Annotated in this window: 24 protein-coding genes; 10 read left to right on the top strand and 14 right to left on the bottom strand. The window is 71.9% G+C overall.

Annotated elements, in window-relative coordinates; all coding sequences use genetic code 11:
* Positions 1 to 15: 15 nt before the first annotated feature.
* The gene (locus JAO84_RS20875) at positions 16 to 204 is read right to left on the bottom strand and encodes a DUF1272 domain-containing protein (RefSeq protein WP_370414245.1); all 189 of its coding nucleotides are present in this window, start codon (positions 202 to 204) and stop codon (positions 16 to 18) included.
* Positions 205 to 276: 72 nt separating this feature from the next.
* Complete coding sequence (locus JAO84_RS20870) at positions 277 to 1,179, bottom strand: DMT family transporter (protein WP_370416822.1); 903 nt, start codon at positions 1,177 to 1,179, stop codon at positions 277 to 279.
* 214 nt (positions 1,180 to 1,393) lie between these two features.
* Here JAO84_RS20870 and JAO84_RS20865 point away from each other — a divergent pair, with 214 nt between their 5' ends.
* Positions 1,394 to 2,314, top strand: a complete 921-nt coding sequence (locus JAO84_RS20865) for a LysR family transcriptional regulator (RefSeq protein WP_370414244.1) — start codon at positions 1,394 to 1,396, stop codon at positions 2,312 to 2,314.
* Between the two features lie 82 nt (positions 2,315 to 2,396).
* On the top strand, positions 2,397 to 3,056 hold the full coding sequence (locus JAO84_RS20860; RefSeq protein ID WP_370416821.1) for a DNA alkylation repair protein: 660 nt from the start codon (positions 2,397 to 2,399) through the stop codon (positions 3,054 to 3,056).
* A 13-nt stretch (positions 3,057 to 3,069) separates the two neighbouring features.
* Here the strand turns inward: JAO84_RS20860 and JAO84_RS20855 are convergent, their stop codons facing one another.
* Positions 3,070 to 3,825: a helix-turn-helix domain-containing protein gene (locus JAO84_RS20855; protein ID WP_370414243.1), complete on the bottom strand. Its 756-nt coding sequence runs from the start codon at positions 3,823 to 3,825 to the stop codon at positions 3,070 to 3,072.
* A gap of 293 nt (positions 3,826 to 4,118) precedes the next feature.
* Between JAO84_RS20855 and JAO84_RS20850 the strand changes: the two genes are divergently transcribed.
* Entirely contained in the window at positions 4,119 to 4,790 is a 672-nt protein-coding gene (locus JAO84_RS20850) for a DUF4097 family beta strand repeat-containing protein (protein ID WP_370414242.1), read from the top strand.
* A 93-nt stretch (positions 4,791 to 4,883) separates the two neighbouring features.
* On the opposite strand, the gene JAO84_RS20845 is transcribed toward JAO84_RS20850, so the two are convergent.
* The gene (locus JAO84_RS20845) at positions 4,884 to 7,733 is read right to left on the bottom strand and encodes an FAD-binding and (Fe-S)-binding domain-containing protein (protein WP_370414241.1); all 2,850 of its coding nucleotides are present in this window, start codon (positions 7,731 to 7,733) and stop codon (positions 4,884 to 4,886) included.
* Between the two features lie 51 nt (positions 7,734 to 7,784).
* Between JAO84_RS20845 and serC the strand changes: the two genes are divergently transcribed.
* Positions 7,785 to 8,903 (top strand): phosphoserine transaminase, encoded by a 1,119-nt coding sequence (serC, locus tag JAO84_RS20840; protein ID WP_265863811.1) that lies wholly within the window; start codon positions 7,785 to 7,787, stop codon positions 8,901 to 8,903.
* 90 nt (positions 8,904 to 8,993) lie between these two features.
* Here the strand turns inward: serC and JAO84_RS20835 are convergent, their stop codons facing one another.
* The gene (locus JAO84_RS20835) at positions 8,994 to 9,998 is read right to left on the bottom strand and encodes a WD40 repeat domain-containing protein (protein WP_370414240.1); all 1,005 of its coding nucleotides are present in this window, start codon (positions 9,996 to 9,998) and stop codon (positions 8,994 to 8,996) included.
* Positions 9,999 to 10,136: 138 nt separating this feature from the next.
* Here JAO84_RS20835 and JAO84_RS20830 point away from each other — a divergent pair, with 138 nt between their 5' ends.
* Entirely contained in the window at positions 10,137 to 10,496 is a 360-nt protein-coding gene (locus JAO84_RS20830) for a DUF6083 domain-containing protein (RefSeq protein ID WP_370414239.1), read from the top strand.
* Between the two features lie 83 nt (positions 10,497 to 10,579).
* On the top strand, positions 10,580 to 11,272 hold the full coding sequence (locus JAO84_RS20825) for a GDSL-type esterase/lipase family protein (protein WP_370414238.1): 693 nt from the start codon (positions 10,580 to 10,582) through the stop codon (positions 11,270 to 11,272).
* Here the strand turns inward: JAO84_RS20825 and JAO84_RS20820 are convergent.
* Both JAO84_RS20820 and JAO84_RS20815 read right to left on the bottom strand, forming a co-directional pair.
* Complete coding sequence (locus tag JAO84_RS20820; protein WP_370414237.1) at positions 11,269 to 11,664, bottom strand: RidA family protein; 396 nt, start codon at positions 11,662 to 11,664, stop codon at positions 11,269 to 11,271. The two genes, JAO84_RS20825 and JAO84_RS20820, sit on opposite strands and share 4 nt — an antisense overlap.
* Entirely contained in the window at positions 11,661 to 12,086 is a 426-nt protein-coding gene (locus tag JAO84_RS20815) for a carboxymuconolactone decarboxylase family protein (protein WP_370414236.1), read from the bottom strand. The genes JAO84_RS20820 and JAO84_RS20815 overlap by 4 nt, the downstream gene beginning before the upstream one ends.
* 37 nt (positions 12,087 to 12,123) lie before the next feature.
* Between JAO84_RS20815 and JAO84_RS20810 the strand changes: the two genes are divergently transcribed.
* The gene (locus tag JAO84_RS20810; RefSeq protein ID WP_370414235.1) at positions 12,124 to 12,669 is read left to right on the top strand and encodes a MarR family winged helix-turn-helix transcriptional regulator; all 546 of its coding nucleotides are present in this window, start codon (positions 12,124 to 12,126) and stop codon (positions 12,667 to 12,669) included.
* Positions 12,670 to 12,687: 18 nt separating this feature from the next.
* Here the strand turns inward: JAO84_RS20810 and JAO84_RS20805 are convergent, their stop codons facing one another.
* Positions 12,688 to 13,680, bottom strand: coding sequence for an aldo/keto reductase (locus tag JAO84_RS20805; RefSeq protein WP_370414234.1), 993 nt, complete (start codon positions 13,678 to 13,680; stop codon positions 12,688 to 12,690).
* Positions 13,681 to 13,862: 182 nt separating this feature from the next.
* Positions 13,863 to 14,447, bottom strand: a complete 585-nt coding sequence (gene thpR / locus JAO84_RS20800; protein WP_370414233.1) for an RNA 2',3'-cyclic phosphodiesterase — start codon at positions 14,445 to 14,447, stop codon at positions 13,863 to 13,865.
* 33 nt (positions 14,448 to 14,480) lie between these two features.
* On the opposite strand from thpR, the gene JAO84_RS20795 reads away from it, so the two are divergent.
* Entirely contained in the window at positions 14,481 to 14,993 is a 513-nt protein-coding gene (locus tag JAO84_RS20795) for a GNAT family N-acetyltransferase (protein ID WP_370414232.1), read from the top strand.
* A 50-nt stretch (positions 14,994 to 15,043) separates the two neighbouring features.
* Here JAO84_RS20795 and JAO84_RS20790 read toward each other — a convergent pair whose 3' ends face one another.
* From JAO84_RS20790 to JAO84_RS20775, 4 genes are all read right to left on the bottom strand, one after another.
* The gene (locus tag JAO84_RS20790) at positions 15,044 to 15,412 is read right to left on the bottom strand and encodes a hypothetical protein (RefSeq protein ID WP_370414231.1); all 369 of its coding nucleotides are present in this window, start codon (positions 15,410 to 15,412) and stop codon (positions 15,044 to 15,046) included.
* 106 nt (positions 15,413 to 15,518) lie between these two features.
* Positions 15,519 to 16,019, bottom strand: coding sequence for a lamin tail domain-containing protein (locus JAO84_RS20785; RefSeq protein ID WP_370414230.1), 501 nt, complete (start codon positions 16,017 to 16,019; stop codon positions 15,519 to 15,521).
* A 171-nt stretch (positions 16,020 to 16,190) separates the two neighbouring features.
* A complete protein-coding gene (locus tag JAO84_RS20780; RefSeq protein WP_370414229.1) occupies positions 16,191 to 17,537 on the bottom strand; it encodes an MFS transporter in 1,347 nt (448 codons plus the stop codon).
* 54 nt (positions 17,538 to 17,591) lie between these two features.
* Positions 17,592 to 18,035 carry a MarR family winged helix-turn-helix transcriptional regulator gene (locus tag JAO84_RS20775; protein ID WP_265863799.1) on the bottom strand — a complete coding sequence of 148 codons (444 nt, stop codon included), beginning with the start codon at positions 18,033 to 18,035 and terminating at the stop codon, positions 17,592 to 17,594.
* A gap of 131 nt (positions 18,036 to 18,166) precedes the next feature.
* Between JAO84_RS20775 and JAO84_RS20770 the strand changes: the two genes are divergently transcribed.
* On the top strand, positions 18,167 to 18,439 hold the full coding sequence (locus JAO84_RS20770) for a hypothetical protein (RefSeq protein WP_370414228.1): 273 nt from the start codon (positions 18,167 to 18,169) through the stop codon (positions 18,437 to 18,439).
* Here the strand turns inward: JAO84_RS20770 and JAO84_RS20765 are convergent.
* Positions 18,409 to 19,863: an NCS2 family permease gene (locus JAO84_RS20765; protein WP_370414227.1), complete on the bottom strand. Its 1,455-nt coding sequence runs from the start codon at positions 19,861 to 19,863 to the stop codon at positions 18,409 to 18,411. The two genes, JAO84_RS20770 and JAO84_RS20765, sit on opposite strands and share 31 nt — an antisense overlap.
* Positions 19,864 to 20,003: 140 nt before the next feature.
* Between JAO84_RS20765 and JAO84_RS20760 the strand changes: the two genes are divergently transcribed.
* Positions 20,004 to 20,282, top strand: a complete 279-nt coding sequence (locus JAO84_RS20760) for a DUF2530 domain-containing protein (protein ID WP_370414226.1) — start codon at positions 20,004 to 20,006, stop codon at positions 20,280 to 20,282.
* Positions 20,283 to 20,391: the final 109 nt, after the last annotated feature.

Below are 20,391 nucleotides of genomic sequence, written 5' to 3'. Positions count from 1 at the left end.
CGGGTGACTTCGGGTTCAGGCGGTGACAGTTGCCCGGGTCGGGCGGGCGACCAGTTCGCCGCCACAGTTGGGGCAGACGTCATGCATCGCGTCCGCGCAGGGAACGCAGAAGGTGCACTCGTACGAACAGATCCGGGCGGGATCGCCGAGGGCAAGGACGGTCGTCTCACAGCGTTCGCAACGCTCGCGCATCTCAAGGGCCATGGCGCCATCCTGACCCATGGCCGAATACAGGTGGTCGCGCGGGGGGTTCGTACGGGGTCAGGGCTCGGCGGTTCAGGACTTGGCGCGGCGGCCGACCTGGGTCCGTACCGCGCCCATGCTCGCCGCGATGACGAGGGCGATGGCGAGCGCGTCGGTCAGGCCGAGGGACTGATCGAGGACGAGGAAGCCGGCGGTGGCGGCGATGGCCGGTTCCAAGCTCATGAGGATCGCGAAGGTGGGCGCGGGGAGGCGGCGCAGGGCGAGGAGTTCGAGGGTGTAGGGCAGCACGGAGGACATCAGGGCGACACCGAGCCCGAGCCCGATGGTCGACGGCACGAGCAGCTTGTCGCCCGCCGAGACGATGCCGAACGGCAGGCTGATGACCGCGCCGACGCCCATCGCGAGCGCGAGCCCGTCGGCCTGCGGGAAGCGGCGGCCGGTGCGGGCGCTGAAGACGATGTACGTGGCCCACATCGCGCCGGCGGCGAGCGCGAACCCGGCACCGAGCGGATCGAGCCGGCCGAGGCCGCCGCTGCCCAGGCCGCTGAGGAGGACGACGCCGGCGAGGGCGAGCCCGGCCCAGAGCAGGTTCACGAGGCGGCGGGAGGCGAGGACGGAGAGCGCGAGCGGGCCGAGCACTTCGAGGGTGACGGCGGCGCCGAGCGGTATGCGGGCGGCGGAGAGGTAGAACAGGATGTTCATGCCGGACATCGCGGTGCCGAAGGCGAGCACCGTGCCCCAGTCGGCGCGGCTGTAGCCGCGCACCTTGGGCCGGCAGGCGATCAGCAGGACGGCCGCGGCGAGGATGAGCCGCAGGGTGACGACGCCGAGGGCGCCGGCCCGGGGCATGAGCAGCACGGCGACGGCGGATCCGAACTGTACGGAGAGTCCGCCGGCGACGACGAGCGCGACGGGGCCGAGGCGGGTGGCGCGAGTGGCGACCGGGGCGGTGGCGACGCCCGGGGCGGCGGCCACCGGGGTGGCGGTGGCGATGTCCTTGACCGGGCTGTCCACCGGCGTACTCCTTGCCTTGCTGTGCTGCACATCCGAAGCGCGTCCGAAGCGCACCCAAGTCCACAGTAGTGGACTTCACGGTTCAGAGTAATGGACTGCACTGTGTGATCCGGAACCCGCCCTCTCGGTACGGACTCCTCCGCTTCACGCTACGAGCCTCCGCGCGGCACCGGAAATGCCGATTGCGCTGCGGTTATGCTCCGCACGCATGAGCCGCACGAACATCGAGCTCCGCCATCTGCGCTGCTTCCTCGCCATCGCCGAGGAGGGCAATCTGACCCGGGCCGCCACCCGGCTCCACCTCACCCAGCCCGCGGTCTCCCGCACCCTCGCCGCCCTGGAGAAACACCTCGGCGTCCGGCTCGTGGACCGCTCCACGCACCATCTGGCGCTGACGGCGGAGGGACGGGGGTTCCGGGAGCGGGCGACGGCGGCGGTCGCCGCGTTCGACGCGGCCGTGGCGCCGGGCGGCGGCCCGCACCACCGCCCGCTGCGGCTCGGGCACGCCTGGTCGGCCTTCGGCCCGTACACCACGCCCCTGCTGCGCCGCTGGCGTCAGGAGCATCCCGAGACCCCGCTCGAACTCCTCCGCATCGACGACCGCACCGCCGGCCTGCTGCGCGGCGAGGTCGACGCGGCGCTGCTGCGCGGGCCGGTGGACGTGCCCGGCCTGGCGACCGAGGAGCTGCTGCGGGAGGCGCGGGTGGCGGCGCTGCCGACGGACGGCGAGCTGGCCGCCCGTACGGAGCTGACGCTCGCGGACCTGGCGGACGAGACCGCCGTCCTCAACACGGTCTCCGGCACCACCACCCTCGACCTCTGGCCCCCGGACCACCGCCCCCGCACGACCCTCACCGTCGCCAACACCGACGACTGGCTCGCCGCCATCGCGGCGGGCCGCGGCATCGGCGTCTCCTCCGCCTCGACGGCCGCCCTCCACCCCCACCCGGGCGTCACCTACCGCCCCCTCCCGGACGCCCCACCCCTCCCCGTCCTCCTCACCTGGCGCCCGGCCGCCCCGCACCCGGCGACCCCGGCACTCCTAGCCCTCGCCCGCGAGATCGCCCGCCGGCCGGAGCCCCGCGCGGAAGGGTGACTGTCGGACCCCTTCCGTACGCTGGAGGCCGCGCCCGGGACTGCTGTGACACGAGGAGGTCGGCGTGACGGTGGACGAGGTGATGGCCGAGCTGGCCGGCCTGGAGGAGCCCAAGGTGCGGGCCGTGAACGAGCGGCACGGGGACGATCACGGGGTGAACCTCGGGAAGCTGCGGGCGCTGGCCAAGCGGCTGAAGACGCAGCAGGAGCTGGCGCGGGAGCTGTGGGACACGGGTGACAGCGCCGCGCGGCTGCTCGCGCTGCTGGTCTGCCGGCCGAAGGAGTTCGGGCGGGACGAGCTGGACGGGATGCTGCGCTCGGCGCGGACGCCGAAGGTGCAGGACTGGCTCGTCGGGTACGTGGTGAAGAAGAGCCCGTACGCCGAGGAGCTGCGGGTGGCGTGGTCGGCGGACCCGGATCCGGTGGTGGCGAGCGCCGGGTGGGCGCTGACCGCCGAGCGGGTCGTGAAGAAGCCGGCCGGGCTCGATCTGCCCGGGCTGCTCGATGTCATCGAGGGGGAGATGAAGGACGCCCCCGACCGCCTCCAGTGGGCCATGAACACCACCCTCGCGCAGATCGGCATCGAGCACGCCGAGCTGCGGGCGCGCGCCCTCGCCATCGGCGAGCGGCTCGAAGTGCTCAAGGACTACCCGACCTCCCCCGGCTGTACCTCCCCCTACGCGCCGGTCTGGATCGGCGAGATGGTGCGCCGGCAGGAGGCGCAGGCGACCACATCTTCCTGACCCTCCGCCTGAGTCAGTCCCCCTCGCCCTCCGGGGCGCGCGTCGGCGGCTGCACGTGCAGGATGTCCCGCGCCTGCTCCGCCGCGCGCGTGATGCTCTCGGAGATGAAGTCCAGGAACCGCGCGACGTTCTCCAGGCGCACGGCCGCCGGGGTGCCCGCCCCGAGGACGCCGACGCCCTCCCGCGCGGTCTCGGCGAGCCGGGTGTTGGCCCGGGCGCTGGCCATCGTCGACTCGTACCAGACGTCGGAGTCCACGAAGTAGCGGTCGCGGCGCCGTTCGTCGCGCTCCCGCCGCACCAGGCCCTGCTCCTCCAGGAAGGCGACGGCCTTGGAGACGGAGGCCGGGCTGACCCCGAGGTGCTGGACGAGTTCGGCGGCGGTGACGCCCTCCGCGTCGCTGAGCAGCAGCCGGCCGAGCACCTGGGCCGACATGCGGTTCATGCCCGAGGCCATGAGGACGCCGGTGAAGCTCTCCTCGTACGCGCGCACCTCCGCCGCGTCGCGCCCGTACGGCTGCTCGGCCGCGGCCGCGGCCTGCGGATCGCGCGGCGCGGCCGCCGGCTGGTGGCGGCGCTGGGCGCGGTGGCCGGTGGCGCGCTGGGCGGCGTCGGCGCGGTAGGCGGTGGGGCCGCCGTTGCGCATGACCTCGCGGGTGACGGTCGAGGTGGGGCGGTCGAGGCGCCGGGCGATCTCCGCGTAGGCGAGGCCGTCGGCGAGTCCCAGGGCGATCTGCTGCCGTTCCTGCTGGGTGAGCCTGCCGCCGGGCATCGCGCCCTCCTTCTTCCGTCTTCCGGTCTTCCGGTCTTCCGGTCATCCGCTGAGTCCGCGTAATGCGCCTGAGTCCGGGCAATGCCCCACCTTAGCGTTCGCGCTCAACTCATTGCAACGCACCCACCCCCTGACGTTGCATTAGACGTCAGCATCGTTGCAATGATTTCGCCCATCTGGCCTGCGATTACTGGGATTCAGCGCATCTTCCTTGTTGCCACAACCATGAACGCAACGTAGCTTTCTCGATGTCGGAAACAAGAACCGGCACCCAATCAGACCAGGAGCTCACCATGCAGAAGTTCGCCACCACCACCGCCGTCTCCGTCGTCCTCGACGTTCCCGCCGGCCACGTCCGCCTCATCGCCGCCGACCGCGCCGACGCCACCGTCGAGGTCCGCCCCGAGAGCGCCGGCAAGAGCCGCGACGTGAAGGCCGCCGAGCAGACCGATGTCACCTTCGCGGACGGCGTCCTGCGGATCACCGCCCCCGAGGGCAAGAACCAGATGTTCGGCCCGTCCGGCTCGATCGAGGTCACCGTCCAGGTGCCGGCCGGCTCCCGCGTCGACGCCAAGGGCGCCGCGCTCGACCTGCGCGGCGTCGGCCGCCTCGGCGACGTCGTCTGCGAGGCCGCGCAGGGCCCGGTCAAGCTCGACGAGGCCGCGAGCGCGCGGATCGCCCTCCAGGCCGGCGACATCACCGTCGGACGTCTCGGCGGCGACGCCGAGATCAGCACCCAGATGGGCGCCCTCCACATCGCCGAGGCCGTCCAGGGTACCGTCTCCCTGACCACCAGCAAGGGCGACATCACCGTCGGCGCCGCCCGCGGCGTCTCCGCCTCGCTGGACGCCGGCACCTCGTACGGCCGGATCCACAACTCCCTGAAGAACAGCGACGGTTCCGGCTCCGCGCTGACCGTCCGCGCCACCACCAGCTACGGCGACATCACCGCCCGGAGCCTCTGACCACCGCCTCTGACATCGGACCCCGAAGAAGTACGCTCCATGGCCGGGACGCGCAGTAGACCGGAATGGCCGGCCACCACCGATCCAGGGCCCTCACCGATCCAGCTCCTCCGCAAGAACCTCCGCCAGATGGCGCACGTGGTACTCCGGTGCCAGGTGCGCCATCTGCGTTCGGCAGGAGAAACCGTCCGCCAGGACGACCGCGTCGGCGGGCGCGGACCGCAGGGCCGGCAGCAGCCGGTCCTCGGCGCAGGCCACCGACACCTCGTAATGGCCCGGCTCGAAACCGAAGTTGCCGGCCAGTCCGCAGCAGCCGCCCGCCAACTCCCCCTCCAGACCTGCCCGTTCGCGCAGCCTCCGCTCGGCCGCGTCGCCCAGGACCGCGTGCTGGTGGCAGTGGGTCTGGCCGGTGACCGGCTGGTCCGCGCGGGGCGGGACCCAGTCGGGCGCCAGCTCCTCCAGGGCCTCCGCGAACGTCCGTACGGAGGCGGCCAGTCGGGCGGCGCGCGGGTCGTCCGGCAGCAGCTCGGGCAGCTCGGTGCGCAGGGTCGCCGCGCAGGACGGTTCGAGGACCACCACCGGCCGGCTCGCACCCCCGGAAGTCCCCTCCCCCGCCGTCATCACGTCGAGCGTCCGCCGCATCACCTTCCGGGCCGCGCCCAGCTGCCCCGTCGACACATAGGTGAGGCCGCAGCAGACCCGCCCCGGCGGCAGCTCCACCCCGAGCCCGGCGTCCTCCAGGACCCGGACGGCCGCCTCGCCGACCTGCGGCGCCAGGAAGTTGGTGAAGGTGTCCGGCCACAGGGTGAGCGACGGCGCGCGGTTCGAGGCGCGCTGGGCGAACCAGTACGCGAAGGAGCGCTCCGCCACCCTCGGCAGCGCCCGCTCCGGCGTCACCCCCGCGAGCCGCGCCGCGAACGGCAGCCGCATCGCCGTGTTCAGGCCCCGCCCGAAGTGCGCCAGCCAGCCCGGCAGCCGGCCCATCGTCCAGTGCGAGCGCGGCCGGCGAAGCAGCCCGCCGGGGCCCGCGTAGTGCCGGTCCAGGAACTCCGCCTTGTACGCGGCCATGTCGACGCCCACCGGGCAGTCGCTGCGGCAGCCCTTGCAGGACAGACACAGGTCGAGGGCCTCCATGACCTCCGCCGAGCGCCAGCCGTCGGTGATCACCTCACCGAGCGCCATCTCGTGCAGCAGCCGCGCCCGACCCCGGGTGGAGTGCTGCTCCTCCCCGGTCACCCGGTACGAGGGACACATCACGTCCGTCCCCGACCCCGAGCCGGACCCCGAACTCGGCGCGCCCACCCGGCACTTGGCGACCCCGACGCACCGGGCGGCGGCCCGCCCGAGGCCCGCGGCCGAGCCCACCACCGGCAGCCCCTCGAACCGCAGCCCGGAGTCCAGCGGCTCGGGCCGCACCAGCATCCCCGGGTTCAGACCGCCGTCCGGGTCCCACAGGTCCTTGACCTCGCCGAAGAGGGCGACGAGCTCCTCCCCGTACATCTTCGGCAGCAGCTCGGCCCGCGCCTTGCCGTCCCCGTGCTCGCCGGAGAGCGAGCCGCCGTGGGCGACCACGAGGTCGGCGACCGCCTCCGAGAAGCGCCGGAAGTCCCGTACCCCGCCATCCCCGTACAGGTCGAAGTCGATCCGTACATGCACGCAGCCGTCACCGAAGTGCCCGTACGGGATCCCCCGGAGGCCGAATTCGGCCAACAGGCCCCGGAACTCCCGCAGATACGCGCCGAGCCGGGCCGGCGGCACCGCGCAGTCCTCCCACCCCGGCCAGGCGTCCCCGCCCCCGGGCAGCCGGGTCGCCGTGCCCGCCGCGTCCTCGCGGATCCGCCACAGCGCCCGCTGCCCGGCCGGGTCCGTCACCACGACCGCGTCCAGGGCGTCCGCCGCCCGCGCCAGCTCCCGGGCCGCGCCCGACCCGTCGACCTCGCAGAACAGCCAGGCCGCGCCCTTCGGAAGCCCGGAGGCGCCGCGTACGAGATCGGCGGCCATGCCCTCCACGGTCAGCGGGCGGTACGGCAGCAGGCCCGCCGCCGCGTCGGCGGCCGCGCTCTCGTCGGCGTACCCGAGGACGACGAGCACCGGCTCGGCGGGCAGCGGCACGAGCCGCACCTCCGCCTCCGTCACCACCCCCAGCGTGCCCTCGCTGCCGCAGAAGGAGCGGGCCACGTCGACACCGCGCTCGGGCAGCAGTGCGTCGAGCGCGTAACCGGAGATGCGGCGCGGCAGGCCCGCCGGATAGCCGGTCCGCAGCAGCGCCAGGTTCCGCGCGACCAGCTCCGTCAGCCCGGCCGGCGCGCCCTGCCCGTCCTGCCCGAGGCGCAGCCGCCGCCCGTCGTAGGTGAGGACGTCGAGCGCGCGGACGTTGTCGGCCGTCGTGCCCCAGGCGACGGAGTGCGCGCCGCACGCGTTGTTGCCGATCATGCCGCCGAGGGTGCAGCGGGAGTGCGTGGACGGGTCGGGGCCGAAGGTCAGCCCGTACGGACGGGCCGCGGCCCGCAGCCGGTCGAGGACGAGCCCGGGCCGGACGACGGCGGTCCGGGCCTCCGGGTCGAGGGACACGACGTCGTCCATGTGGCGGGTGAAATCGAGCACGACGCCCGTTCCGGTGGCCTGTCCGCCGATCGAGGTCCCGCCGCCGCGGGCGACGACCGGCACCCCGTACTCACGGCAGACGGCGAGCGCGGCGGCCACGTCGTCGGCGTCGCGCGGGGCGACCACGCCGAGCGGGACCCGCCGGTAGTTGGAGGCGTCCATGGTGGTCAGGGCGCAGGCTGTGGCGGAGAAGTCGACGTCACCGGCCGCACCACCGGCGGCACCACCGGCGACAGCGGCGCGGAGCGCCGCCGCGAGGTCCCCGGTCGCGCCGGGCCCCGTTCCCCTTCGAGCTTGGTGTGATCCCACGACTACCCAGTGTCTCAGCCTTCGTCTCATCCGGCGGACATGCGTCTGCCCCGGCCGCCCCGAACCGATACGCTCCGCCTCGTGGCCGATATCCAGATTCCCGCTGACATGAAGCCCGCCGATGGCCGTTTCGGCGCGGGCCCCTCCAAGGTGCGTACGGAGGCGCTGGACGCCCTGGCCGCCACCGGCACCTCTCTCCTCGGTACCTCCCACCGCCAGGCTCCGGTCAAGAACCTGGTCGGCGAGGTGCGTGCCGGGATCCGTGACCTCTTCTCGCTGCCCGAGGGCTACGAGGTGATCCTGGGCAACGGCGGCTCCACCGCCTTCTGGGACATCGCGACGCACGGTCTCATCGAGAACAAGTCGCAGCACCTCACCTTCGGCGAGTTCTCGTCCAAGTTCGCGAAGGCCGCGAAGCTGGCCCCGTGGCTGGCCGAGCCGACCGTGATCTCCGCCGACCCGGGCACCCACCCGGAGGCGGTGGCCGAGGCCGGCGTCGACGTCTACGCCTTCACCCACAACGAGACCTCCACCGGTGTCGCCACCCCGCTGAAGCGGGTCGCGGGCGCCGACGAGGGCGCGCTCGTCCTCGTGGACGCGACCTCGGGCGCCGGCGGTCTGCCGGTCGACATCACCGAGACCGACGTCTACTACTTCGCCCCGCAGAAGTCCTTCGCCGCCGACGGCGGCCTGTGGCTCGCGGCCTTCTCGCCGGCCGCCCTGGAGCGCGCGAAGAAGATCCACGAGTCGGGCCGGCACATCCCGGAGTTCTTCTCCCTCCCGACGGCGATCGACAACTCGCTGAAGAACCAGACGTACAACACCCCGGCGCTCGCGACCCTCTTCCTGCTCAACGAGCAGCTGAAGTGGATCAACGGCCAGGGCGGTCTGGACTGGGCCGTGTCCCGCACGAAGGAGTCCTCGGACGCGCTGTACGGCTGGGCCGAGGAGTCCAAGTACGCGACCCCGTTCGTCACGGACCCGGCGAAGCGCTCGCAGGTCATCGGCACGATCGACTTCGCGGACGAGATCGACGCGGCCGCGATCGCCAAGGCGCTGCGCGCCAACGGCATCGTGGACACCGAGCCGTACCGCAAGCTGGGCCGCAACCAGCTGCGCATCGCGATGTTCCCGGCGGTCGACCCGGCGGACGTGCGCGCGCTGACGGCGTGCATCGACTACGTGATCGGCCAGCTGTAACACCGGCAGTAGTCCTTCTCACGTGTACGAGGGCCCCGCACCGGCCGTGTCCGGTGCGGGGCCCTCGTGCGTCACCTGGGTCCCTAGGGGTCAGCCCTTGCGGAACAGGCGCTTCAGGCCGACCACGACGACGGTCGCGAGGCCGAGCACGATGACGCCGACCGTGAAGTTGCCCTGTTCGCCGTCCGTGCCCGTGGCGGCCGAACCGGTGCCGCCGCCGGGCTTCTTGGCGTCCCCGGGACTGGTCGGGCCGGTGGGCTGCGCCCCGCCGCGCTCGATGCGGATCACCCGGCTCTGCTTCCCCTCCGAGCCGAACAGGAAGGCCGAGCCGTCCGGGGTGTACGTGACCGATTCCGCCTGGCCCTGGAACGGGGCTCCGACGGAGGTGCCGTCGTCGGCGAGGCGCCCGTCCTTCCACGCGTACTCCTTGGCGAGGAGATAGCCGCGCAGCACGAGGCGGGTGCCGTCCGGCGAGAAGGCCCCGTCGGTCACCCAGGGGACCTCCCCGATGCGCTTGAAGACGTTCGTGCGGGTCGGGTCGAGGCGTTCGGGGCCGGCGTAGAGGCCGCCACCGTCCTCGTTCTTGCTGGCGATGTAGACCCGGCCGGTCTTCGGATGGACCATCAGCGCCTCGGCGTTGCGCGCCCCGTCGGCGTACTTCACGTCGTACTGGGTGGCCTTGACCGTCCGGTCCCCGAGTTCCTTCGGCTCGGGGAAGCGGTAGATCCAGACGTGGTCCCACGAGCCGTCGAGGTTGTCGCCGATGTCGCCGACGTAGATGTTCCCGTCGGGGCCGACGGAGATCGCCTCCATGTCGCGGGGGGTGCCGACGCCCTTCATGGTGAGGGTCGCGACGGTCTTTCCCGTACGGGAGTCGATGCCGTAGATCAGGGGCGCGTCCTGGTCGTTGTGCGTCCAGTAGATCCCGGGGTGGGCGCGGCTCGCGGCGAGGCCGCTGGACTCGGTGATCCGGGGGTCCTCGATGACGAAGTCCCGGTCGGCGTCCGCCGCCGCGGCCGGACCGGCGGCAGCCAGGGGCAGGCCGAGGGCGAGGACGAGGGCGGCGGCCCCGGAGACGCCGAGCAGTGATCGCATGACCCCAAGCCTGCCACGGGCCGCCCGGGAGGGGCTTGCGCACTCGTTCGGTGGATCTTTACCCGTTTGCCGGATCTGATGGTTCCGCGGCGGGTTCAATGTGCCCGATACCGAGAACTACCCTTCTGGACGGTTTGCGTGAGTGACCCCGTACGCCTGGGGGACGTACTGGCCGGCATGGCCACGCCGGGCGGAGGCGGCATTCCGGCTCAGCCGGGGGCGGGCGGTACGACGTGCAACCGGTGCGGCGCCCGCGCCGATTGGCACCGTACGATCCGCGACAAGTGGATCCTGATCGAGCTCGGCGAGTGGCCGGTCGGCGCCGTCCCGCCGGGCAAGCGGTGGCGCGTGGCGGGGGAGGGGACGGCCGTCAACCTCGGCCGTGCCCAGCCCTCCGACACCTGCCGGATCTGTCACTTCGACGTGTGCCCGTCGCAGCCGGCCCCGGTCGGCTCGCCCGCCCTGCTCGCGCAGTGGCAGAAGAACGCCTGGGGCTAGACCCGGCTGAGGCCCTCCCCGGTGTCCGGGATCACGTCGCCGCGTGGCTGTCCCCCGCCGGGGCGTCGGTGATGATGTCGACCATGCGTTTTCTGTTCGTCGGCGACAGCATGACCATCGGACGCGCCGGCGACTTCACCTGGCGGTACCGGATGTGGCAGCACCTCGAATCCGTGCTGCCCGGACCCGGACCCGGCGGGTACGAGATCACCGGCCCGCGCACCGCGTTGTACGAGCCGGCCCACGACGCCGCCACCTCCGACGCCTACGCCGACCCGGCCTTCCCGGCCGCCGCCCGCCGCCATCTGGCCGGCTGGGGCGAGGGCTGGCTGCACATGGCGCCGCTGATCGGGGAGACGGTGGCGGCGACCCGCGCCGATGTGCTGCTGATCTCGCTCGGCCTGATCGACCTGGGCTTCTACACCAACAGCGACCAGACGGCGGACAACGTCCGCGCCTTCCTGGCCGCCGCGCGCGCGGCGAACCCGCACGTCCGGGCGGTCATGCTGCCGGTCATCCCGAACGTACGGGCCGAGTACGACGCGCCGTTCGCCGCCGAGTGCGTCCGCTTCAACGAGCTGCTCGCGAAGACGGTCGCGGACCTGGACTCGGCGGCCTCGCCGCTGCTGCTCGGGACGATCCCGGAGTCGTACGACATCCACGCCGACACCTACGACGGCACCCACCCGGGCCCGACGGGCGAGCACAAGCTGGCCGCGGCCTTCGCGAACGCCCTCCACCAGGCATGGGGCGTGGGCGGCCCCTACCGACCTTAGGGTTCCACCACCGCGTCGACCTCGATCTCGACGAGCCAGTCGGGGTCGATGAAGCGGGAGACCTCGACGAAGGTGGTCACCGGCCGGACGGACGCGAAGCGTTCGCCGTGGGCGCGGGCCGCCTCCTTCCAGCGGGTCACGTCGGTGAGCATGACCCGGGTGCGGACGACGTCGTCGAGCGAGGCCCCGGCCTCCGCCAGGGCCGCCTCGGCGATGTCGAGGCAGCGGACGGTCTGCGCGTACACGTCGCCGACACCGGCGGTGCCGCCGCCGTCCGCGATGGGCGCGGTGCCGGCGACGGCGACGTGGGCGCCCTTGCGGACGGCCCGGGAGAAGCCGATCTCGGGTTCGAGCGGAGATCCTGAACTGACGTTGGTCCTGGCGCTGTTCATGCGACGCGGACGAGGCGGTTGGCGAAGGTGGAGACCGTGTAGGTGCCGATGCCGAGGACGACTTCGAGCGCGTTCTGGCGGGTGTGGCCGTGGGCGAGGAAGGCGTCGAGTTCGGCGTCGGAGACGGCGCCCGAGGAGGCGAGCACCTGGAGGGTGAACCGGCGTACGGCGTCGAGCCGTTCGGGTGCGGGCGCCGGGCCGAGGGCGGCGAGCTTGGCCTCGTGCATGTCGACGCACAGGTGGCACTGGTTGCGGGCGGCGACGGTGAGGATGACGGTCTCGCGGGCGTGCGGGTCGAGGGTGGTCGACTCGAAGATCTCGTTGAGCTTGAGGAAGCCTTCGAGGGTGTGCGGGGAGGTCTCCTTGAGGGTTGCGGCGGCGCGCTGGATACGGGTGGGAAGGTCGAGAGCGTCGAGTGTCATGGCGGTCCCCCTGGCGAGTACAGATAGAATAGACAACATGGTTGACCATGCCGATGAGGAAAACGTAAACCAGGTTGTCGATCGCCGCAAGGGGATTCCCGAAAGGCAGGACGACACCCCCGGCTTCGAGCTGCCCCTGCTCCTCTTCGCCGGGTTCCGGACCCTCATCGACCGGCTGCACACCGAACTGGCCCGGCAGGGCCACCCCGAGATGCGCCCGGCGCACGGCTTCGCCCTCCAGGCCATCGCCGCCGGCCCGTACGGGGCGACCGCCAGCGACATCGGACGGCGGCTCGGGGTCTCCAAGCAGGCGGCCGGCAAGACCGTCGACCGGCTGCTCGCCCTCGGCTACGCCGAGCGCGCCGACGACCCGGGCGACGCCCGACGCAAGCTCGTCCGCCTCACCCCGTACGGGATCGACGCGCTCGCCCGCTCGGCCGCCGTCTTCGACGAGCTGCGCGCCGACTGGGCCGCCCGGCTCGGCGCCGACCGGGTGCGCGACCTGGAGGACGCGCTGCGGGCGGTCGTCCCCGCCGAGACCGCGTTCCGCCTGGACGCGACCAGCTGGCTCGGCGGGGTGTGAGCCACTGTCAGACGGCGCTCACCAGGCGAAGGCCTCCGGCGCCGGGCCCGGGCCCGGGAAGATCTCGTCGAGGCCGGTGAGGACCTCCTCGCTCAGCTTCAGTTCGAGCGCGCGCAGCGCGCCCGCCAGCTGCTCGGGCGTCCGCGGGCCGACGATCGGGCCCGTCACGCCCGGGCGGGTGAGCAGCCAGGCGAGCGCCGTCTCGGCCGGGTCCAGGCCGTGCTTGGCGAGCAGGTCCTCGTACGCCTGGATGCGGGCCCGCTCCACCGGGTCGGCGAGCCGCTCGGCGGTCCGGCCGCCGGCCCGGCGCCCGCCCTCGGCCTGCTTCCGGATGACGCCGCCGAGCAGCCCGCCGGCCAGCGGCGACCACGGGATGACGCCGAGCCCGTACTCCTGGGCCGCCGGGATCACCTCCATCTCGGCGCGCCGCTCGTAGAGGTTGTAGTGGCACTGCTCGCTGACCAGGCCGACCATCCCGCGTCGGGCCGCGGCCTCGTTCGCCTGGGCGATCTTGTAGCCGGGGAAGTTGGAGGAGCCGGCGTAGAGGATCTTGCCCTGCTGGATCAGGGTGTCGACGGCCTGCCAGATCTCGTCGAAGGGGGTGTGCCGGTCGATGTGGTGGAACTGGTAGACGTCGATGCGGTCCGTGCGGAGCCGCTTGAGGCTGGCCTCGACGGCCCGCCGGATGTTCACGGCCGACAGCCTGTCGTGGTTGGGCCAGACCGGGCCGGTGCCCTCGGCCATGTTCCCGTACACCTTGGTGGCGAGCACCACCTTGTCGCGGTGCGCCGGGTCCTTGGCGAACCAGGAGCCGATGATCTCCTCGGTGCGGCCCTTGCCGGCGGTCTGGCCGTAGACGTTCGCCGTGTCGAAGAGGTTGACGCCCGCGTCGAGCGCGGCGTTCATGATCGCGTGGCTGGTGGACTTGTCCGTCTGCGGTCCGAAGTTCATCGTCCCCAGGACGAGTCGGCCGACCTTGAGTCCCGTGCGTCCGAGCTGCGTGTACTCCATGGGGATCAAGCCAACTGCCTGGAGTCCACTCGAAGCAAGGGCCGGAGCGGGGGCCGGGGCGTCGGACGACGGGTCGCCGACTACTGGCCGCCCACCAACGACGTCACCGCGATGATCGCGAACATCAGGACGAGCACGCCGGCCATGATCCGGTTACGGGTTTTCGGGTCCACCCATCGAGGTTAACGCCCCCGCTCGGCCGCTCCGCCCAGGGGCCACGTGGCGATCGTCTCGTACCGCGGCCGCTTCCCCGCCGGACCGCCGCCGGGAAGGTGGCTGCGGACCAGGCACAGCTCGGTCACCTCCCAGCGGGCGCCCTCGAAGTCCTGCATCCCGGCGACGAAGGGCCGCAGGTCGGTGTCGTTCGCGCGGGAGCGGGCGACGGTGAGGTGCGGGTGGTACGCGCGATGCTCGTCCATCGGGACGCCGGCGCGGCGCGCGGCGGCGTCGGCCCGCTCGGCGAGCAGCCGCAGCTCGTCCAGGCCGCCCGCCGCGCCGGTCCACAGCACCGCCCGCCCGAAGTGGCCGCCCCCGTGCAGCCGCAGTGGGAAGGGCGCGGTGCGGTGGGCGGCCCGGCCGAGGCGGGCGCGCAGGTCCGGGAGCAGCTCCTCGTCGACCTGGCCCATGAACGCGAGCGTGAAGTGCCACCCGGGCCGCGAGGCCCAGCGCAGCCGGTCGGCGCCGGGCAGCTCGGCCAGCCGGTCGACCTCGTGGGCGAGCTCGGCGAGCTGCGCGGGCGGAGGGATGACGGCGGTGAAAAGCCTCATGGGGCGAGTGTGACAGGGACTAGCCTCGGACGGATGGACACCATGATCAGGATCAGGCGGGGCGGGCCGGCGGACGTGCCCGCGATGCTGGCGATATTCGACAGCGCGGTGGTCTGGCTCAATGCGCGGGGCATCACCGCGCAGTGGGGCACCGAGCCGTTCAGCGCCCGGCCGAAGACCGTGGAGGCGATCGAAGCGCTGGTGACCGAGGGCACCCCGTGGATCGCGGAGATCGACGGCGTCCCGGTCGGGACCCTCACCCTCACCCCGCACCCGGGCGCGTACGTGGCCCCCGCGGACGAGCCGGAGCAGTACGTGCGCTACCTCGCGACCGACGGCCGCCGCCACGGCCACGGCGTCGGCGCCGCCCTCCTCGCCCACGCCGCCGACGAGACCCGCCGCGCCGGCGCCTCCCTGCTCCGCGTGGACTGCTTCGCGGGCAGCGAGGGCCGCCTCGTCCGCTACTACGAACGCCAGGGCTTCACCCGCACCGAGGCCTTCACGGTCGGCGACTGGCCGGGCCAGGTGCTGGAGCGGCGGGTCTGACCCGCCGCTCGCCCGCACCCGGCCCCAGGGGCCCTGGGCGGCGCTCCCCGTCAGCCGCGACCCTGATGCGCCGGGACGTCGACCCCGACCTCGACGAACGGGGTCACGAGCACCTCGAACTGCTCCGCGGTCAGATTCCCTCGCTTCAGGATCCCTCGGGCCGCCGTGGAGATTGCGGCCCGGGCGTCGGAGTGCAGCCCCGCGAGGTGCGCTTCGAGCTCGGCGGCGCGCGGGAGGAGAGCGCTGCGGATCCGGTGGTCGAGCTCGGAGTTCTCGGCGGCGGACGGCACCGCTGCCCGGCTCGCCTCCTTGCCGCCTTCGGTGCGGAGGTCGACCATCCGGTCGAAGGCCGTCGCGAGCGACTCGGGTGGCAGCACCCGAACCCGGTCGACGAACCGTTCGGTGACCGCATCGAGCATGGACCGGTCCCTTTCGCTAATTCGGGAACGGCGATGGTACTGGGTTCCGGCGGGTTCGGTGACCGCACCCGCCGGATCAGCCGTGCTCAGCCGCGCTCGGGCGGGATCAGCCGTGGAAGGTGATGTAGCCGTTGCCGTCGCGGTCGTTGGCGCTCTTGGTGTACGAGTGCGTGTCGGCGTAGGCGCCGCCCGGCTTGATCAGCTTGATGGTGTCGCGGTCGTTGTTCCAGATGAAGTTGCAGTTGTTGCGGTAGGCGACGTTCTTGGCGTCGGACTCGGTGCCGCGGTTGCCGCGCAGCTGCACGTAGTCGCCCGGCTGGAGGTAGTGGTTGATCCGGAACACGTACGTGTTCCCCACGGCGTCCTTCACGGTGTAGCCCTTGAGGTTCACCGTGGTGGTCCGGGAGTAGTTCTTGATCGTGACGAACTCGGCGGCGGCGTTGCCGCCGTAGCACCGGTTGTCGTCCCGCCCGGGGGCGTCGTACTGGACGCCCTTGATCTTCAGGGCCGAGGAGTACTCGGTGGCCTGGGCGGCCGGGGCGGTGGTCAGGGCGGCCAGGGTGCCGGCGGCGAGGGCGACGGCTATGGCGGCGGAGCGCTTGCGCAAGTGGGATCTCCTGTGATGCTGCGATGGCTCAGAGTGCTTGAGCGGCGCTCAACATACACAGGATCTTCACGATTCATCCGGCGAATGCGCGGATCGGTACGACGACGGGCGCGAGATACGCAGAAGGGCGGACCGGCCGTCGAGGCCGGGCCGCCCGTTCACACGGAACCGCTACGCCGCCGTCGCCAGCCGCGCCCGGCGCTCGTCCGGGACGAAGCGGACGCTGGGGTGGCCGTGGTGCCAGCGCATCGAGAGGCGGAGGCCGCCGACGCGGGCCAGGATCAGGCCGATGGTGGCCGCGGCGAGGAGGGAGACGAGGCCGCCGGTGGCGAAGCCGACGCGGGGGCCGAAGGTGTCGGTGACCCAGCCGAGCAGCGGGGCGCCGATCGGGGTGCCGCCGGCGAAGACCATCATGTAGAGGCTCATCACCCGGCCCCGCATGACCGGGTCCGTCGCCATCTGGACCGCCGAGTTGGCGCTGATGTTGACCGTCAGGCCGATCATGCCGATCGGCACGAGCAGCAGCGCGAACAGCCAGAAGGACGGCGAGAGCGCCGCCGCGATCTCCAGGGCGCCGAAGACGCCCGCCGCGATCACCAGCATCCGCAGCCGGGTCGAGGCGCGCCGGGCCGCGAGCAGCGCGCCCACCAGGGAGCCGGCCGCCATGAGCGTGTTGAGGAAGCCGTACGCGCCGGCACCGACGTGGAAGATGCCCTCCGAGAAGGCGGTCAGCCAGATCGGGAAGTTGAAGCCGAAGGTGCCGATGAAGCCGACGAGGACGATCGGCCAGATCAGATCGGGCCGCCCGGCGACGTAACGGAGGCCCTCACGCAGCTGGCCCTTGCCGCGCGGTGCGCGCTCGACCTTGTGCAGCTCGCTCTGTCGCATGAGCAGGAGCGCGCCGATCGGCGCGAGGAAGGACAGGCCGTTGATCAGGAAGGCCCAGCCGCTGCCGATCGAGGCGATCATGACGCCGGCGACGGCGGGGCCGATCAGTCGGGCGGACTGGAAGTTCGCCGAGTTCAGCGAGACCGCGTTGCGCAGCTGCCGCGGGCCGACCAGCTCGGAGACGAAGGACTGCCGGGTCGGGTTGTCGACGACGGTGACCATGCCGAGGAGGAAGGCGATCAGATAGACGTGCCAGACCTGGACGTGTCCGGTCAGGGTCAGTACGGCGAGGGTCAGTCCGCACAGGCCGAGCGCGGCCTGGCTGACCAGGAGCAGCTGTCGCTTCGGGAGGCGGTCGGCGATGACACCGCCGTACAGACCGAAGAGCAGCATCGGCAGGAACTGGAGGGCCGTCGTGATGCCGACGGCGGCGGCGGAGCCGGTGAGGCTCAGGACCAGCCAGTCCTGGGTGATCCGGGCCATCCACGTACCGGTGTTGGAGACGATCGCTCCGGTGAAGAACAGCCGGTAGTTCCGGATCCTGAGCGAGGAGAAGGTCCCCTTGCCCTGGCGGGGGTCGGTGGTGGGTTTATGGACGGGTGCGGAGTCTGCTCCGGGTCCCGTGCTCAAAGTGCGTCGCCTCCTTGGCGCCTCGGGTTCGTCCTATGCGTTCCATAGGGCGTTCTACAGGTGGGCGAGCTTCTCCAGGACCGGAGCGGCGGCGCGCAGCTTCGCCCACTCGTCCTCGTCCAGACCCTCGGCGAGGGAGGCCAGCCAGGCGTTCCGCTTGCGGCGGGACTCCGCGAGCATGGCCTCGGCCTGCTCGGTCTGGCTGACCACCTTCTGCCGGCGGTCGTCGGGGTGCGGCTCCAGCTTGACCAGGCCCTTGGCCTCGAGCAGCGCGACGATGCGGGTCATCGACGGCGGCTGGACGTGCTCCTTGCGGGCCAGCTCACCGGGGGTGGCCGAGCCGCAGAGCGACAGGGTGCCGAGCACCGACATCTCGGTGGGGCTCAGCGATTCGTCGACGCGCTGGTGCTTGAGGCGTCGGCCGAGCCGCATGACGGCGCTGCGGAGCGCACTCACGGCTGCGGCATCGTCGGCGGTGCCATGGGACAGGTCAGGCATGTCCTTAGCGTAACTCATTACTCTCTCTAAAGACCAATCGAAAACCTTCCGTCGCAATCTGTCACCCAAATGAGTGAGACCGATCCGGAAAGTGACGCGGGACGGCCTTCCATGGCGCGAACCTGACGGGCATGGATTCGACCGTGCTCAGCCTGCGCATCGACGGAGAGCTGCTCGAACGGCTCCGCGCACACGCCGCCAAACGCGGAATGAGCGTCCAGGACTATGTCGTCCGGACGCTCATTCGCGAAGACTTCGACGAACGGTTCAAGACCGCCGTCGACGAGACGGAGAAGTTCTACGGGGCCTCCGACGCGCCCCGCGGCCAGGTCCGCGATCAGGACCTCGATCGGGACCTCGACCAAGCCCTCGATCAGGTCAGGCCCAGCGCCGGCATCGCGTAGTAGAAGACGAAGACCGCCGACACGACGTACATCGCCACCGGGACCTCACGGCCCCGGCCGGCCACCAGCCGCAGCAGGCTGAAGCTGATGAAGCCGATGCCGATGCCGTTGGTGATCGAGTACGTGAACGGCATCATCACCATCGCCAGGAAGGCCGGCATCGCGATGGTGTAGTCGCTCCAGTCGATCTCCTTGACCGACCCGGCCAGGATCAGGAAGCCCACCGCGAGCAGGGCGGGGGTCGCCGCCTGCGAGGGCACCATCGTGGCGAGCGGCGTGAGGAACAGCGCGACCGAGAACAGCGCGCCCGTCACCACCGAGGCGAGGCCCGTGCGGGCGCCCTCGCCGACACCGGCCGTGGACTCCACGAAGCAGGTGGTGGCGGAGGACGAGGTGGCGCCGCCGGAGGCGACCGCGAGGCCGTCGACGAGCAGGACCTTGTTGATGCCCGGGAGGTTGCCGTCCTTGTCCATCAGCTTGGCCTCGTCGCCGACGCCGAGGATCGTGCCCATGGCGTCGAAGAAGCAGGACAGCAGCACGGTGAAGACGAAGAGCACGCCGGTCAGGACGCCGACCTTGTGGAAGCCGCCGAACAGGCTGAACTGCCCGAAGAGGCCGAAGTCGGGGCTGGCGACCGGGTTGCCGGGCCACTCCGGGCTGGTCAGGCCCCAGGAGGGGATGTCGGCGACGGCGTTGACGACCACCGCGAGGACCGTCATCACGACGATCGAGATGAGGATGGCGCCCGGCACCTTGCGGACGATCAGCGCGAGGGTGAGCAGGGTGCCCAGGATGAAGACGAGCACCGGCCAGCCCATGAGGTGCCCGTCCCCGCCGAGCTGCAGCGGGACGGTGGTGTGGGCGGCGTCCGGGATCCGGGAGACGAAGCCCGAGTCGACCAGGCCGATCAGCATGATGAAGAGGCCGATGCCGATCGCGATGGCCTTGCGCAGGCCGACCGGGACGGCGTTCATCACGCGCTCGCGCAGACCGGTGGCGACCAGGAGCATCACGACGATGCCGGCCAGGACCACCATGCCCATGGCGTCCGGCCAGGACATCTTCGGCGCGAGCTGGAGCGCGACGACGGTGTTCACGCCGAGGCCGGCGGCGAGCGCGATCGGCACGTTGCCGATGACGCCCATGAGGAGCGTCGTGAAGGCGGCCGTCACGACGGTCGCGGTCACCAGCTGGCCGCTGTCGAGCTGGTGCCCGTACATGTCCTTGGCGCTGCCGAGGATGATCGGGTTCAGCACGATGATGTAGGCCATCGCGAAGAAGGTGGCGAAACCGCCGCGGACCTCACGGGCGACGGTGGAGCCGCGCTCGGAGATCCTGAAGTAGCGGTCGAGACCGGAGACGGGCCGCTGCGGCGGCGCGGAAGGCTCCGGGGAGGTGGCCGTGGCGGTGGCCGTGGTGCTCATGGGTTGTCCTCGTATGGTCAATTTGGCGGTTCATACGAAGGGAACCCGCCAGAGGCAAACCGTTTCAGTATGAACACATGAACGAGGGGGAGTCCATCTCCGCGCGTAGACCCCTGATTCCGGCGCCTAGACTGCCTCCCATGGCGAAGTGGACACCGAAGCACGAGGCACCCGAGCCCCTGGAGGGGCCCGTCGTCGCCACCATCACGGGCGGCACGATCCTCTGGTTCGTCCTGTTCCTCGTCCAGATCCCGTTCTACGGCTGGTTCGCCGACCGGGACCTGACCTCGTGGGTGTGGACCTGCCTGGCCGGCGCGGGCCTCGGCCTGATCGGCATCTGGTACGTACGGAAGCGGGACGCGGCGATCAAGCGGCACGCGGCGCAGCGGACGCCCGAGGGCGAGGGCCAGAGCACCTAGGGGTCCGCGTCATACCTGGGGCCCCTTCCGGTCCTCCCCCGGTCTGATCTTCGGACTTCTCGGCGGGTGAGCGGCCGCATCCGGTCGTACCGTCGAAAACATGACGCAG

The sequence above is a fragment of the Streptomyces fradiae genome (assembly GCF_041270065.1).
Taxonomy (GTDB): domain Bacteria; phylum Actinomycetota; class Actinomycetes; order Streptomycetales; family Streptomycetaceae; genus Streptomyces.
The sequence above is the reverse complement of the archived record's forward strand: the minus strand, read 5'-3'. Positions and strand labels throughout refer to the sequence as shown.

Excerpts from the sequence above, each read along its gene's own strand:
- JAO84_RS20820 (WP_370414237.1), bottom strand. The coding sequence starts at position 11,664 with ATGAACAGCGCCAGGACCAACGTCAGTTCAGGATCTCCGCTCGAACCC.
- JAO84_RS20795 (WP_370414232.1), top strand. The coding sequence starts at position 14,481 with ATGGACACCATGATCAGGATCAGGCGGGGCGGGCCGGCGGACGTGCCC.
- JAO84_RS20875 (WP_370414245.1), bottom strand. The coding sequence starts at position 204 with ATGGCCCTTGAGATGCGCGAGCGTTGCGAACGCTGTGAGACGACCGTC.
- JAO84_RS20775 (WP_265863799.1), bottom strand. The coding sequence starts at position 18,035 with ATGCCTGACCTGTCCCATGGCACCGCCGACGATGCCGCAGCCGTGAGT.
- JAO84_RS20810 (WP_370414235.1), top strand. The coding sequence starts at position 12,124 with ATGGTTGACCATGCCGATGAGGAAAACGTAAACCAGGTTGTCGATCGC.
- JAO84_RS20770 (WP_370414228.1), top strand. The coding sequence starts at position 18,167 with ATGGATTCGACCGTGCTCAGCCTGCGCATCGACGGAGAGCTGCTCGAA.
- thpR (WP_370414233.1), bottom strand. The coding sequence starts at position 14,447 with ATGAGGCTTTTCACCGCCGTCATCCCTCCGCCCGCGCAGCTCGCCGAG.
- JAO84_RS20855 (WP_370414243.1), bottom strand. The coding sequence starts at position 3,825 with ATGCCCGGCGGCAGGCTCACCCAGCAGGAACGGCAGCAGATCGCCCTG.
- JAO84_RS20805 (WP_370414234.1), bottom strand. The coding sequence starts at position 13,680 with ATGGAGTACACGCAGCTCGGACGCACGGGACTCAAGGTCGGCCGACTC.
- JAO84_RS20850 (WP_370414242.1), top strand. The coding sequence starts at position 4,119 with ATGCAGAAGTTCGCCACCACCACCGCCGTCTCCGTCGTCCTCGACGTT.
- JAO84_RS20765 (WP_370414227.1), bottom strand. The coding sequence starts at position 19,863 with ATGAGCACCACGGCCACCGCCACGGCCACCTCCCCGGAGCCTTCCGCG.
- JAO84_RS20835 (WP_370414240.1), bottom strand. The coding sequence starts at position 9,998 with ATGCGATCACTGCTCGGCGTCTCCGGGGCCGCCGCCCTCGTCCTCGCC.
- JAO84_RS20790 (WP_370414231.1), bottom strand. The coding sequence starts at position 15,412 with ATGCTCGATGCGGTCACCGAACGGTTCGTCGACCGGGTTCGGGTGCTG.
- JAO84_RS20815 (WP_370414236.1), bottom strand. The coding sequence starts at position 12,086 with ATGACACTCGACGCTCTCGACCTTCCCACCCGTATCCAGCGCGCCGCC.
- JAO84_RS20845 (WP_370414241.1), bottom strand. The coding sequence starts at position 7,733 with ATGAGACGAAGGCTGAGACACTGGGTAGTCGTGGGATCACACCAAGCT.
- JAO84_RS20865 (WP_370414244.1), top strand. The coding sequence starts at position 1,394 with ATGCCGATTGCGCTGCGGTTATGCTCCGCACGCATGAGCCGCACGAAC.
- JAO84_RS20860 (WP_370416821.1), top strand. The coding sequence starts at position 2,397 with ATGGCCGAGCTGGCCGGCCTGGAGGAGCCCAAGGTGCGGGCCGTGAAC.
- JAO84_RS20760 (WP_370414226.1), top strand. The coding sequence starts at position 20,004 with ATGGCGAAGTGGACACCGAAGCACGAGGCACCCGAGCCCCTGGAGGGG.
- JAO84_RS20825 (WP_370414238.1), top strand. The coding sequence starts at position 10,580 with ATGCGTTTTCTGTTCGTCGGCGACAGCATGACCATCGGACGCGCCGGC.